Raw genomic sequence first — 14,281 nt, 5'->3', positions numbered from 1 at the left:
ACATACGATTCCGTAGCTCAGCTGGGAGAGCGCTACCTTGACAGGGTAGAGGTCGTTGGTTCGAGCCCAATCGGAATCATACCAGTAAACGCTTGACCTGTAAGGGGTTGAGCGTTTTTTTATGTAAATTGAATACTCTTGTTGTCCAATTGTTGTCCAAATAAGAATAACAAGTGTTTTAGTAATAGAATTAGCATCCATTATCAGATTTATCTAGGGGGATGAAGGATTTCGCTAAACTATGTTTGTAGATTTGTGAAAAGATGTACTTAAACAAACGAAGCAGGTTAGTTTAAGAAGGACTTCAAGGTTTTAACATTGAATTATAATATGTACATATAAAAAGTGGGTGGAAATAATGAATAAAATTTATATTATATCTGGTCCAGCAGGAGTTGGTAAATCCACAACTTCAAAGGGGCTTGCTGAACAATTTGACCATAGTGCTTATATTGAAGGTGACTTAATCAATCATATGGTTGTTGGCGGATATCTTCCGCCTTGGAAAAGTGAAGAATTGCTTTCATTAATTTGGGAAAATATTGCCGACTTAAGTATCAATTTTATCCAGGCGAATAAGAATGTAATCATTGATTATGTTGCTTTCCCGGAAGATGTAGAAAAATTTTCTCAAAAAATTCACGATGATGTAAAAAACGTAGAAATTATATATGTTGTTTTATGGGTCAATAGTGATGAACTGTTAAGAAGAGATGCTTTAAGGATTAAAGAACATCAGATGGGAGCAAGATGTTTAGAATTAGTGGAAGAATTTGAAAGTGAAGGAATAGATAAACGCTTTTTCTATAATACAACCTATTTACAGCCATCAGACTTAGATGAAATCTTTCTGAATATAAGTGAGAATCCTTCATTCAAATATTGATTTCTTACTAAACTAACGTGGCAGGTTAGTTGAAAAAAGTTAAAGCAGAAAATGAAACCATTTTTGCTTATGTTCGTATTTAAAATATGATTTTAATATGTAATTGGGGTGATGGTGTGGGAAAAGAAACCATTTATAAAAGTGAAGAAGGAAAAAGATTTCTTAATCAGCATTATGAAAATTACATAAATACATTTAGTTTTGATGTCGAACGAATATATGTTGAAACCAGTTTTGGTAAAACGCATATTCTAGTAGCTGGACCGTTAGAAGGAAAGCCCATTTTTATATTTCAAGGTGGTAATTGTATAAACCCAATGACTTTATCTTGGTTTACACCACTAATAGATAAGTATAGAATTTATGCGCCAGATACAATTGGTCATCCAGGATACAGTGATGAAAATAGAATTTCAGCGAAGGATAATAGCTTTGCTCAATGGATTGATGAGTTAATGAATTATTTAAATATAGATAGCAGTGCATTTATCGGTCCTTCCTACGGTGCTGGAATTATTTTAAGGTTAGCTGCATTTATGCCGAATAAAATTGATTGTGCTGTATTAGTATCACCAGCAGGAATAAGATTAGGTTCTAAAATTAAAATGATTAAGGATGTTTTACTTCCCTTAGTCCTATTTAATGCTACCTCATTAGAAAAATATCTTAATAAGATTACTGGTAATATGTCGGATAATAGTATGCGAGATATTGATAAAACAATTATTGGCGATGTATTTAAATACACCAGACTAGAACAAGAAATGCCTAAATTAACAACGAGGAAAGAATTAGTAAATTACAGCTCACCCACTATAATCATAGCAGGGAAAAAAGATATCTTCTTTCCCGAAAGCAGACTGAACAAGATTGCTAAGGAAATCGTACCGAATTTAACTGCTTTTAAAACCTATAATATGGGACATTTTCCGTCAGAAGAACATTTAATAAAAATCAACAATGAGATTATAGAGTTTCTAAAAGAGAATTATTAAAACGTATTTCTTATTAAACAAACTGGTGCTTATCTTGAATAAAGGATAGTACCATTTCGCTATAGGACAGTTTTATTTAAAACAAGAAATCCCTAACACCAGGTGAAGTAAGATTTTTTGAAAAAGCAAATGTTGAGGAGTGTAAAAAATGCCATTCATTAAACATTTTGAGGTAAATATACTTGAAAAATCTAGTGGATTAAAACAACAAGAGAAAATTATATAGAAAAAAAGAATTCACGTTGATTCAGTTGTAAAAGACAGTACAGAAGCTCGTTGATATAATTACGATAAGAACATGAAGTGTTTTCATTCATTATCTAAAGAGGATTTTAATGAAGAGTTAAAGAATTTCGTCAGTAAAAATATAAACTTTAAGGAGATTAATGACCTAACTTCTGTAGATGGAAAGTCTCTATAGCCAATAGGAAAACAAGAGATTTGTCAATTTAGTCTAATAATTTGTGAAGTATTATACTTAAAATAACTGGTGCTTTAGTTGAATAAGAAATCAAAATAAGATTACACATTTTAGATATGTCTATTATGTGTGGTTCTTTTTATATCAAGCATTGTCCTCCTCTAACCTAAATATAACATTGGTATACGAATATATGGACGATCGTGATAACGACGGTATGGTAGGTGAGTAAGCCCCTAGAACTTTGAGGCAAAATAAATGAACGAAAGAACATTTCCTCGTTGGACGATTTATTACAATTTGCGAAAGGGTGTCTATACAGGAATAATTGAAGTTAATGGTCATATCTTCTATAAAATTTGTACGATGAAAATATAATTATTTTTCAATAACGGGTGCAATAGATAAAAGAGCAAAGCTGATACACTCCCATTTTAAGTGAAACAAATAGAGCTTGGAAAAGTCTCCAAGCTCCTTGCTGTTTAATTTCTTCTTCAAAACGCGCCCAATAACGGAATAACATAATTATTTAAATAGCCTATTATCTGAAAGTCTTTTATTTTTCTTCACTTCAACATTTATGTTGCTTCAAAATTTTTATTATAGTCCGACTTGATCAACAGCGTAAGTTGCATCTGCTTCACTATGGCCTTCATATAATAATTGGTCAATCAAGCCGCTTCTGGAGAATGATGTGTAATCAAGATAACTTTGGGCTTGCAACACCGCTTGTTCTCTCCAATCTACCTCAATGTTTTCTACTGCGAACTTTGCTTCTTCAGTAGGATATCCTTCATACTCTAACTGGTCAATCAAACCTGACTTAGAGAAGGCTGTATAATCTAGATAGCTTTCAGCTTGACGAATTGCGTTCTGTTGTGAGAGTGACATTTCTGGTTCTTTCTCTGCTTCTGCCTGTGCTTTTGCTTCTTCCTCTTTCTTTTCTGCCTCAATCTTTGCTTGCTCTTCCTCTTCTGCCTTTTTCTCAGCTTCCTCCGCCTTTGCTTTCTCTTCTTCCTCTTCTTTTTCTTCTATCTTTTCCGCTTTCTCTTGTTCTATTTGTTCGTTATTATCAGCACTCTCGTTTGTGGGAGGTGCAGTCACTCCAAATAAAATGAAAAATACTACTGTTGCAATCCCAAAATACATCGCCACATATTTCCTGCTTCTTTTGGCTTCAGGAAACCATCGCAAAACAACATTAGGTTTAATTAAGCATATAATTAATGCTAAAACAGATATTAAAAATAATAAAAGAAATAAATTATTCATCTCTTTTTCCCCCTTCTTATATAGCTATACATTGATAACTTATAAATAAATTGATGTTAATTAAAGTACGAAACAATATGTTATTTGGTTGCTTGCACTTCCTAAAAGAACCCGTTACATCTGGAAGTCTTTTTCTTTCCTTATTTTAAATCACTCTTCGTCCCCTTCTAAAAGTTTTGCTTCTCGAACTTCTATATCCATTTTCACTAAAATCTAATTTCAATTAAACGGCTAGTAGTTGAATAAGACTTCTAGTTAAATTTTACCATATATATTTCATTTTTATAACAAAATAACCACTGAAATATTACTTTTTACTCACTTTGATTTTTGATGAGATTTAGATTGTGATTTTTTGACTAGATAAAATTTACATGAGCTGCATAAGTTTATATCGTTGAATCTTTAAACTCACTTAATAAGAATATGTTACGTACTGCTGGATAAAATTTAGTAATACAGACTACTCACTTACCTATCAGACACAAAAATGTCTCATAACTAATTTTCTGGCTTATATTTATTTACCTGGTTTTTTAGAACATTCAAAACCCTATTAAAACGCATTTCTTTGACTTATTTTTTCTAATTAATTTTAGCAAATAATTGACAGGGTAGAGGTGGTTGGTTCGAACCCAATCGAAATTATTTTAGAACAGAAGTCTGGATCCCTTATACACCAAAGGGAACAGGCTTTTTTATTTTTGTAGTACAAATTGGTTTTTACCTGACTTTGATTAGCAGCGACAAAACAGTCACAGATTTTTTTAGAGCCAATTCAAACACATCACAACATCATAATCATTATTGGGAACTAGGTGAGACTATATTTTTATGGTTTATTAGCTTTTACCAAGAGATGAGAAATTATAATTGATTATTATAAAAATTATGATTAAATGATAAGGTTAGAAGAATAGGGAGAAGGAACTATAACTTTTATCTAACTAGTCCACTAATATAAGAGCTAGCTTGCTTTCCTTATCGAACTATAGTGGAAGGTTTGTCACAAAAGGAAGAGCATCTAATATAAAATAAAACTTGATGTATGAATGTCCAAAAAAATAGAATGTATAAAATTGAGATGATATACATCAGTATTATTACACGACAAGAATATATGGAGGTTAGTTATGTTTATAATATTTGGCGTCATTGCAATAGTAGCAACTTTTGTAAATCTTTATAGGTATGCAGCAGGAAAGGATTATAAGCTCGCTATGGCGATAGGACTATCATTTACAGCATTAACACTCTGTTCAGAATATAGCCTTGTATCTCGGTGGGTAAAGGTGGAAGATTGGTCAGCTTTAGGGGATGTAGTACCTGGTATGGAAAGGGCATTATGGTTTTTGACAATTGTTTCTATCTTACTAAATATAGCACCTATACTTTTAGAAATAAAAGGTAAGAAATAATTACTTATTGTCATATCATTAATATAATATGCAATTATTGTGTAAGTCTTTATATATAACTAACTGGTGCAAGAGTTGAACAAGCCGATCATCAAAAAAATCGTCTTCTTTTTTGGAGTGTTTTTTGATATTTCGGTATTATAAAAATGGAATTATTTTACTAATGATGCAGTTTTGTTGAAGGTCGATGTTTAACTTGTGTTCAACGATCGGCCATATTGTGGAGTAACTAACCTAAAGTGATGAATGAATGTACTTTAAAAGAGAAGTATACGTAGGAAAAAGGAATACCCTCAAGTCCCTATCGTGTGAGGATTTGAGGATATTTTACTACATACAATCCTTTTCTGTGATGATATGGAGTCAGAAAAATGATAAATTAATTCGTGAACGGAGAAAGCTATATTTTTCTATTTGCATTCCTGATATCTCTTTGTTTCATTTACATTGCAGGTTTAATGACCAGTTCACTTACATCGACATGAACAGGCTGTTCAAGTGCATAGACAATCGCACGGGCAATAGCCGTAGCCGGCAGAGCATTACGTCGGTATTCATTCATGAATTCTCTAGCCTGGTTGTCGGTAATGCTCTCAGCTAGTTCTGATTCCGTTACTCCTGGCGATACAAGGGTCACACGGATCCCTAGGCCTACAGTCTCTTGCTGCAATCCGTCCGTTATTGCACGTACGGCATATTTGGTCGCGCAGTAGACAGCTGCCGACGGGGTCACTTCGTAGGCGCCGATGGATGCGATGTTGATGAAATGTCCAAAACCTTGTTTTTTCATGACCGGAAGACCTGAGGCAATGCCATGGAGGACACCGCGTATGTTGACATCAATCATCCGGTTCCATTCATCAATTTTTAATGCTTCCAGCGAAGAGAGCGGCATCACCCCTGCATTGTTAATAATGGCGTCAACTTTTCCAAAGCGACTTTTGGCTGCACCTATAATTGCCTGCATCTGTTCTAGTTCTGTCACGTCAAGCTGTTGAATGACTACAGAACCGCCAGCCCCTTGAATGTCTGATGCCAATGACTCTAGTCTTTCCACACGTCTAGCCCCGATCACAACATGAGCGCCCATGCTTGCGAGCATTCGGGCTGCTGTCTCACCAATTCCGCTGCTTGCCCCTGTAATCACAACCACTTTTCCATTAAGTACAGACATTATTCCTTGCTCCCTTCTTCCAGATATAGCACCATACCTGCATGGTAAAGAACCCCGTTGATAAAATCACCATTGGCAGTAAAGCCTGTATCATCGACATATTCGATATGATTGTCTTTGACGATATAGCTGCCTTGATATGCGCTTTCGTTGTTGCCGCGGGCTTCATCGTATCTGCCGTTTGGAAGCAGTTCGTGCCGAATATAGCCGTCCGCGGTCACCCACATCCCCACATAGGGATGAGAATTTTTTATAAGTTCTTTTTTCATTTTATAATCTCCTCTCATATATAAAAGGTGGTTGACACTCAAATCTTGGCAGGATTGAAATGCAAATAAAGTGATCCAAGAACGTAACTGAAACTTGATCAAATCCATACCATCTAATTGAAGTGTCTGACCATAAACTCATTATGAACTTTTACCCCAAAGAGGGGGTAGTCGGAAAATATACAATTGTTGCCTAATACTCCAATAAATTATAGTATAGTGAGCAAGAGATCCATAAATGTAACTGGAAAGGCGGAGGAATGTTTCATGCAGCGAATTGAGAAATTAGCGGAGTTGGTCGAGAGAAATGTAAAGGTGGATGGAACGTATGAAACGTCTATATCAGGATTGCGATTTGTTCGTACCACCCAGATTTCTGAACCCGTTTATTCTGTTTATGAACCTTCCCTATGTGTAGTGGCCCAGGGATCAAAATTGGTCATGCTTGGGGATGAAAGCTATCAGTACGACTCTGCCAGTTATCTGACTGCTTCCGTTCATTTGCCGATTACGGGACAGATCATAAAGGCATCGTCCGAAAACCCTTATTTATGCGTAAATTTGCAGCTTGATATGAACCAGATTTTTGAAGTCGTTCAGTCATCGAGTCAAGTAGTTTCTAATGAGTCCCCGGGACGTGGTCTGGTAATCAGCCTAATAAATGACTCGCTCCTTGAAGCGGTATTAAGGCTTATTAGGCTACTGGAAACTCCACAGGATATACCAATCCTTGCCGATGGTATCAAACGTGAAATCATTTACCGGATTTTACAGAATGACCGGAATGATTCCTTGAAGCGTTTTACACTTGTAGGGAGTCAGGCCCAACGGATTGCAAAGGTGATCGGGGTGTTAAACCGTGAATTTGCACAGCCCTTAGAGGTAAACGAATTGGCGAAAGAAGCCAGAATGAGCTCTTCATCCTTCTACAATCATTTCAAGGAAGTCACGGGTATGAGCCCAATCCAGTTTCAGAAACAACTTCGGTTGCAGGAAGCACGCCGATTGCTTTTAACGGAAAACCTGGAAGCGGCTGAGGCAGCGTTTCAGGTAGGTTATGAAAGTCCATCTCATTTCAGCCGGGAATACAGCCGTAAATTTGGTCTGCCCCCAATGAAAGACATACGACGTCTGCGGGAAATGTTGTAATAAAAGAAGCATACGTTTATCGAGACTAGAAGGGGTTTTTCTATGTAAGTGGAAGGGCATAGGAATAGTGAATCCAATGAGCTAAATAGAAAACTATTTTAAATGTAAAAAGAAAAAAGGCTTGGATACCTATTTAGAGTCTGCGAAAAAAGATATACCATATTCAATCTTTCGAAAATCTTCTCCTTCTCCGTTGAATTCGTTATATTTTGTGGGAGAATTGAATTGAATTGAATCGTTACAGACTGCTCAAGAAAAAGGAATAGCAGAATCAGACCAATCTCTAGACGTAAAAGGACTTGATATTACTTGTAAAATATTACTGCAGGCAATTAGTGCTTTTAGGAACGAATAATTCAATAAAAGAAATAAAAATAAGTGGAATTGAGCACTTAACTAGAGAAGAGACGAAGACATACATAAAGCAAAAATGAGTAATCGTCATTTAAAATTACTGGTCCGAGCTTATAAGGAGATGAAAGTATCATTCTGGATGTAACTCCATGTGAACTTAATGAAGAGCATCCATTATTTTTGACAATTGGGCCCGATTATGGAATAAGCGCCTCTTTTCCTTATTCAACTAAAAGGTGCAATAGTAAAAAGAGCAACGCTGATACAATCTATGTTGCTCTTTTATATTCTAAAAATACTTCCTATAAAACTCTTGTCGTAATCTACCACTTAGTTCTGCATAAATTCTTGTAGTTTCGCTTTTTTCGTGACCTAGTAGACTTTGTATAACTTTTAGTGGGGCACCATTATTTAACAGATGGGTTGTGTAACTATGCCTTAACAAGTGAGGGTGAATGGTTTTACTTATTCCTGCACTGTAAAAAGAAAAGAGGCATCCAATAATATGATTGAACTAAAATTTTATGAGTATTCCGATTTCGGACAACTTATAAGTTGGATTGAGACACCAGAATTTTTACCTCAATAAAGCAATGGTTACCTAACCAAACAGACATTAGAACCACTTAAGGCTACAACAAGAGCTATCGCTGACGAATCTATAGAAGAGAAAGATATTTCTTTCTGGGATACCCTTTTCGAGCAATCAACTCGCACAACTGAATAATTATAAATTAAAAAGTCCCTTTTTGACTACTTGCTGAGGCGGGGCTTTTTATACCAAAGCTTGGACTTGGCTTTCGCTTGAGACATCCAGACCAATAACAAGATCCATATGATCACAGCTCCTTTAATTGATTCGCCGGTGCGCCCCTACATCACTGGTAGTGTCATAGCTTCATTTGTTATGCCAACCCGTGGACAGTATTATCCCGTGGGCGCCAGGTCTTTCCCCGTCTAGCTTAAGCAATCATTTGGATAAATAATATTAATTTAAAAAAGAAAAATCCATTTTGATCGAACTTTATTATAAACCACCTAACAATAATTAGTTTAATTGAGATTAGCTCTATTGTACAAGCAGATTTATTGGTTCAAGCTATACTCGCGGCTGTTTTATATGTTGTAATCGTGAAATTGAGAATTTTCAATAGGATAAAACTTTTAGAAGGTATGGATGATCAAACTTTATTCTATAGTTAAATCTGATAATATTCCTTTAGAAGAATATTCCTAGAGGGGTATAATATATGTACCAAAGTATGTTGTTTCAACAACACTGGAGGAAGTAGAATGGAATAATTCGAGGCTGATTAAAGGCAATTTAGCAGAAGAAATATCTAAGTTAAAGCAGGATCCTGGTCAAGATATTACAGTTCATGGTAGTGGTCAATTAGTTAATTCCCTGATGCAGTATGACCTCGTTGATGAATACAGACTCATGATTCATCCAGTTGTAGTAGGTGGTGGGGAACGTCTATTTAAAGAAAATTCACATGTGAAAAATTTGAGTCTTGTAGAGATACACACGTTTAAATCCGGCATAGTCGTTCTAATTTATAATTCTGTTTAACAGATTTATTCGGATTATTATTAGTAAAAGCTTCCACATCTTTTGGTTCAATCGAAAGTGCTACTTAATTTTAATATCACTGTAGTGAAGACAATATGACGATCGACCATTAATGAAGAAGATTGGAATTTGAAGAGAAGGCTTCTTCAACTATTTGGTGCTTTAATAAAACAGTGGAGAATAACAATTGCTTTACACAAAGAAGCAACCTTTCAATCTTAAAGGAGGATGTTAAGCATTGACGAGGAGAATAGAAATGATTAGCCCAATCAAAAACCAAATTAACACTATTTTTGTTTCACGTAAGCGATTAAGAAAAATCAATCAGATGGTATAGTCAACTGCTTGGTCAGACAAGTGATTTAATAAAATTATCTAAACCTGTTCATAACCTAAAGATTAATCATTACACTGGGTTAACTTTGGATGCAGGTCCAGTTGGTGTAAAAGAGAAACTATTCCTTCTTAGTATCCATTGTTTAATTTTCATACGGAAGCGATTGAACAATCTCTTGCTTATGTTAAGAAGCTAGGTTTTCGAGTAGAATCAAGTATTTTTAGATTTAATGATTTCGCTTATTTTAACATTAGTGGTCCTGATGGAAATATTATAATGATTTGTAAGGGTTAGTGAGTGTCTTCATTATTCATTTATTAGAGGGTTCGATTATGGAAAAACATGATCGTTTCTTACGTTTTAGGATCTTAAACTGTCGGGTGCTTTCAATACAACAAGTAGACCGTCAATACGGCGGGTTTTAACCCAAACAGTTAAGTTGAGTAATGGTCATATCCTCTGATAGAATTTAAATAAATAATCATTGCCGAATAAATTAGGATAATACTAAATAAAGTATAAGATTACATCGAAGGAGTGACCCTACGAATGAGTGAAAATACAGCTCAAATGCCGATTCATTCAGGCTTTGATCCGAAAACAACTGCTGAAGAAGTGATAAAAGATATCGATTTGCAAGGGAAGGTTGCTATTGTCACTGGAGGGTATTCGGGAATTGGTCTTGAAACGACTCGTGTTCTGGCGCATGCTGGAGCAACGGTAATTGTTCCTGTACGCACCCTTGAGAAGGGTCGTGAATCGCTGAAGGATATACCGAATGTTGAAATCGCCGCAATGGATTTGATGAATCCTGCCTCGATCGATAGGTTTGCGGAGCAATTTCTTGAAAATCACGATACATTGCATATTCTCATAAATAGTGCAGGTATAATGGCTCCGCCGTTAAGACGTGATAATCGCGGATTCGAATCCCAGTTTTCCACAAACCATCTTGGACACTTTCATCTGACAGCAAGACTGTGGCCTGCATTGAAGCGAGGCAATGCGCGTGTAGTTGCTGTGTCTTCGCGTGGTCATCGGCTTGGTGCAGTAGATTTTAATGATCCTAACTTCGAGGATAAAGAATACGATAAGTGGAAGGCCTATGCACAGTCAAAGACGGCAAATATATTATTTGCCCTCATGTTGGATAAACGCGGGAAAGAATATGGAGTCCGTGCCTTTTCGGTCCATCCGGGTCTTATTCCCGATACGAATCTAGGAAGAGATTTAACAAAGGAAGAATTTGGACCGAAGCCTGTATTGGACGAGCATGGTCAGCCTGTGTCGAATGAACAGCACAATGAAACTAAAACCATTGAGCAAGGAGCTGCTACAAGTGTCTGGTGTGCGGTAAGTCCAGCACTGCAGGGGCTTGGTGGGGTATATTGTGAGGATGTTGACATTGCCAAAGCTAGATCTGCCAGCAGTCCAGACCCAGAAGGTGTTGAAGCATGGGCCATCAATCCTGAGTTTGCTGAACTATTATGGAAGTTAAGCGAATCCTTAACAGGAGTCAAATTTACCATTTAATAAACTGTCTATTATAACAAAACAGCCCATGCGTACTGCTTCTGCAAATTTCAGTTGCTATTCATGGGTTTTCTATATGCGAATATATCATGCTATAGAAATACTGAAATAGGAAATGAGGCATATGATAACCTCTATATCTTTAAAATGCTTACACTGGAAGGTGCCCAATCAGGTCTGTCATGGAATATTGTCTATCCTTTAAATCTTAGTTTGAAGAAAATGTTAATAAAGCAGGAAGGAGAAGTGAATATCACTTCTCCTTCTCATAAAAGGCAAAATACCATTTTTTAAATTCAGATACAGGCAGCGGCTTGCTGTAGAAATATCCTTGGCCATATACCCGTTGTGACAATAATAATTCCAGCTCTTCCGCTGTTTCTATTCCCTCAATCACAACTTTTGCATCTATTTTTTTACCTATCAGTATAATCGTTTCCAGTAGTGAACGAACCCTTTCATTTATCAGGGCATCACTCAGAAAAGATTTATCGATTTTTAATTCATCTATATTAATATTGCGAATCATATTGAGTGAAGAATAGCCTACACCGAAATCATCGAGAGAAATACCCACACCCAATTTCCGCAATTCCGAGATATTGCTTTTGGCGTCTTCATAATAAAGCAGGGCGGATTCTGTGATTTCGAGTGTAAGTAATCTTGGATCGATGTTTTCTTCTGCTAAAATCCTTTTTATCCGTGCTACAAAGTTTTGATTCACAAGCTGTTTCGTTGATATATTAACTGAAATCGGAAAGGATACAAGACCGTTATCCTTAAACCGTTTGCTATGACGACAGGCTTCACGCAGTACCCATTCGCCAATCGGTATTATTAATCCAGTATCTTCAGCAATTGGAATAAATTCATCTGGTGAAATCCTGCCAAGTTCACATTCCCATCGCAATAATGCTTCCGCGCCAGCCAGCTCCCCGCTGGTAAGGTCAATTTGAGGCTGATAATAAACTTCAAATTCCTTACGGGAGATTGCTCTATGTAAATGGGCTTCCAATAACATCCTCCGCTTCATTTGCTGATTCAGCTGATCATTATAAAACTGATAGGTATTCTTTCCGCTTTTTTTCGCCAGATACATCGCGAAATCTGCCATCTCGATTAGGGATTCTGCAGTATGGCCGCTCTCTGGAAAGAGGCTGATGCCAATACTTGGCGTAGACATTATTTCTGTTCCCTTTAATTTATAAGGATGGTTCATTTTACGAATGATTTTCTCTGCTATCCTTTTGATTTCGGCTATATTATCCGTTTCCAGCAAGACAAGGAATTCATCTCCGTTCTGGCGGGAAACAATATCCTCTTTTCTGATGCAGGATTGCAGTCTGGCCGCCATTTGTTTGAGTAATGAGTCACCAGCGCGATGACCTAATGTGTCGTTGACCCGTTTAAAATTATCGAAATCAATAAACATAATCGCAGCGGGAAGTCTTTTGTCTACAATGGACGTCAGATATTCTTGAAACCAATTCCGGTTGGGAAGTTCTGTTAACGTATCCTTATAGGCCATATCATTCATTTTTTCTTCGGTTTTCTTGTGACTCGTGACGTCAAAGATAACCCCTTCGACTTTCGTTACCTCACCCTGTTTGTTGAAGACGGGGGTCCCTCGATCTTCTACCCACCGAATCTCGCCATCCGCGGTAAAGATGCGGTATAAGACGGTGGTTTTGTTCCCGGCCTCTTGCAGGTTCATGGCATCAAGCAGGATTGAATTATCATTAGGGTGAATGGAACCAAGGAACAAATGGGGATAATTATCTAAATCCCTGCTGGAGAATCCATAGGTCATGGAATCACTTATAGAAACGGTTGCTTCACCCGTCTTTATATTTCTCGTCCAGCACGTAAAGCCATTATTGTTTAAAATATTCGTTGGGTTCTCTTGGAGTGAATCGATCTTTCCGGACCTGTACCCGAGAAGGAAGGTTAAGATTAAACCAAGCCCATTGACAAATAAGGTTCTTATAGGATTGTCAGTAGCTAATGGTTTTTTGTTTGTACTTTGTTTCTCCAATCTACTCAACTCCTTTATACTTTTTTGATTAAGGTATCGGCGTTAATTAAGATGGGTTTGTTTGTCATTTCCATGTCCATTATATCGCCGAATTAATAGAAGAAGTTACTCTTATATCGGCCATTTTGATTAAAATCTTTATCCCATTCATTCATTCTGTTAAAAAATTTTTGATTAAAAGGTACACTTTTTTCCAAATGGCACGATATATTAATAGTCACTTTATAAATCATCGTAAGAGATAGAATGGAATGATTCAAAGTTGTTTAGACGGAATCCATTTTCAAATTGCTTAAAGGAGCTTTTACTTGACTATGTTTAACGAAGAATTGATAGAAAAACCGATAGATGAAACAGCAAACCAGGAGAATGGGCAAGCTGTTATGAAAAAGGTATTAATTGCTGACGATTCCAGATTTATGCGTTCTTGGCTGACAAGAATCCTTAAACAGTATGGATATCACGATATATACGAAGCTATTGACGGTGGAGAGGCAATCAAGCAATTTAAGCAGATTCGGCCAGATGTTGTCTTTCTTGACATAACCATGCCGCGTATTGGCGGATTGGCAGCATTAGAGGAGATTATTGCAATTGATCCTATGGCGAAAGTTATCATGTGTTCCGCCATGAGCACGGAATCAAATGTAGTGGAAGCAATTAAGCTAGGTGCGAGTTACTTTGTGGCAAAACCGAATTTCGAGCAGCTAGAAAGTGTTTTGAAGAAATTGGAATCAAACACCTAACCATTAAATATGAAGCAGACAGATGTTGATAGTGATTTTTACCTAAAAAATGCCTTCAACAATTAGCAGGGCCTATATCCTTATTCTGAATAGTACAGAATAAGGTGTCAGTATCTGCA

The 14,281-nt window shown here is 36.5% G+C and carries 13 protein-coding genes, 1 tRNA gene and 1 pseudogene; 10 read left to right on the top strand and 5 right to left on the bottom strand.

Annotated features, from left to right (window positions below; translation table 11 throughout):
* The first annotated feature begins 6 nt into the window (after positions 1 to 6).
* From OMHG_RS08125 to OMHG_RS08115, 3 genes are all read left to right on the top strand, one after another.
* A tRNA-Val gene (locus tag OMHG_RS08125) sits at positions 7 to 79 on the top strand.
* A 279-nt stretch (positions 80 to 358) separates the two neighbouring features.
* Complete coding sequence (locus OMHG_RS08120; protein ID WP_010649956.1) at positions 359 to 886, top strand: AAA family ATPase; 528 nt, start codon at positions 359 to 361, stop codon at positions 884 to 886.
* A gap of 116 nt (positions 887 to 1,002) precedes the next feature.
* Positions 1,003 to 1,881, top strand: coding sequence for an alpha/beta fold hydrolase (locus OMHG_RS08115; protein WP_010649954.1), 879 nt, complete (start codon positions 1,003 to 1,005; stop codon positions 1,879 to 1,881).
* 1,021 nt (positions 1,882 to 2,902) lie between these two features.
* Here OMHG_RS08115 and OMHG_RS08110 read toward each other — a convergent pair.
* The gene (locus OMHG_RS08110; protein WP_010649953.1) at positions 2,903 to 3,574 is read right to left on the bottom strand and encodes an Ltp family lipoprotein; all 672 of its coding nucleotides are present in this window, start codon (positions 3,572 to 3,574) and stop codon (positions 2,903 to 2,905) included.
* A 1,133-nt stretch (positions 3,575 to 4,707) separates the two neighbouring features.
* Between OMHG_RS08110 and OMHG_RS08105 the strand changes: the two genes are divergently transcribed.
* Positions 4,708 to 4,992: a hypothetical protein gene (locus OMHG_RS08105; RefSeq protein WP_010649951.1), complete on the top strand. Its 285-nt coding sequence runs from the start codon at positions 4,708 to 4,710 to the stop codon at positions 4,990 to 4,992.
* A gap of 442 nt (positions 4,993 to 5,434) precedes the next feature.
* Here OMHG_RS08105 and OMHG_RS08100 read toward each other — a convergent pair whose 3' ends face one another.
* Positions 5,435 to 6,166: an SDR family oxidoreductase gene (locus tag OMHG_RS08100; RefSeq protein ID WP_010649949.1), complete on the bottom strand. Its 732-nt coding sequence runs from the start codon at positions 6,164 to 6,166 to the stop codon at positions 5,435 to 5,437.
* Positions 6,166 to 6,435, bottom strand: a complete 270-nt coding sequence (locus OMHG_RS08095; protein WP_010649947.1) for an Atu4866 domain-containing protein — start codon at positions 6,433 to 6,435, stop codon at positions 6,166 to 6,168. The genes OMHG_RS08100 and OMHG_RS08095 overlap by 1 nt, the downstream gene beginning before the upstream one ends.
* A gap of 267 nt (positions 6,436 to 6,702) precedes the next feature.
* Between OMHG_RS08095 and OMHG_RS08090 the strand changes: the two genes are divergently transcribed.
* On the top strand, positions 6,703 to 7,584 hold the full coding sequence (locus tag OMHG_RS08090; RefSeq protein ID WP_010649945.1) for an AraC family transcriptional regulator: 882 nt from the start codon (positions 6,703 to 6,705) through the stop codon (positions 7,582 to 7,584).
* A gap of 229 nt (positions 7,585 to 7,813) precedes the next feature.
* The gene (locus OMHG_RS19450) at positions 7,814 to 7,939 is read left to right on the top strand and encodes a hypothetical protein (protein ID WP_081498522.1); all 126 of its coding nucleotides are present in this window, start codon (positions 7,814 to 7,816) and stop codon (positions 7,937 to 7,939) included.
* A 288-nt stretch (positions 7,940 to 8,227) separates the two neighbouring features.
* Here OMHG_RS19450 and OMHG_RS17875 read toward each other — a convergent pair.
* Positions 8,228 to 8,413: pseudogene (locus OMHG_RS17875) on the bottom strand (tyrosine-type recombinase/integrase); the annotation flags it as partial.
* 768 nt (positions 8,414 to 9,181) lie between these two features.
* Here OMHG_RS17875 and OMHG_RS19445 point away from each other — a divergent pair.
* From OMHG_RS19445 to OMHG_RS18760, 3 genes are all read left to right on the top strand, one after another.
* A complete protein-coding gene (locus tag OMHG_RS19445) occupies positions 9,182 to 9,511 on the top strand; it encodes a dihydrofolate reductase family protein (RefSeq protein ID WP_147629034.1) in 330 nt (109 codons plus the stop codon).
* Positions 9,512 to 10,397: 886 nt separating this feature from the next.
* On the top strand, positions 10,398 to 11,381 hold the full coding sequence (locus OMHG_RS08085) for an oxidoreductase (protein WP_010649941.1): 984 nt from the start codon (positions 10,398 to 10,400) through the stop codon (positions 11,379 to 11,381).
* A 63-nt stretch (positions 11,382 to 11,444) separates the two neighbouring features.
* Complete coding sequence (locus OMHG_RS18760; protein ID WP_081498510.1) at positions 11,445 to 11,675, top strand: DNA-3-methyladenine glycosylase I; 231 nt, start codon at positions 11,445 to 11,447, stop codon at positions 11,673 to 11,675.
* Here OMHG_RS18760 and OMHG_RS08080 read toward each other — a convergent pair.
* Positions 11,635 to 13,416, bottom strand: a complete 1,782-nt coding sequence (locus tag OMHG_RS08080; protein ID WP_010649940.1) for a putative bifunctional diguanylate cyclase/phosphodiesterase — start codon at positions 13,414 to 13,416, stop codon at positions 11,635 to 11,637. The genes OMHG_RS18760 and OMHG_RS08080 overlap by 41 nt on opposite strands.
* A 383-nt stretch (positions 13,417 to 13,799) precedes the next feature.
* On the opposite strand from OMHG_RS08080, the gene OMHG_RS08075 reads away from it, so the two are divergent.
* Positions 13,800 to 14,162 carry a response regulator gene (locus tag OMHG_RS08075; protein WP_044476872.1) on the top strand — a complete coding sequence of 121 codons (363 nt, stop codon included), beginning with the start codon at positions 13,800 to 13,802 and terminating at the stop codon, positions 14,160 to 14,162.
* Positions 14,163 to 14,281 lie beyond the last annotated feature (119 nt).

This window comes from Oceanobacillus massiliensis str. N'diop (assembly GCF_000285495.1).
In the GTDB taxonomy this organism is placed as follows: Bacteria; Bacillota; Bacilli; order Bacillales; family Amphibacillaceae; genus Oceanobacillus; species Oceanobacillus massiliensis.
This window is presented reverse-complemented; position numbering and strand designations above follow the sequence as displayed.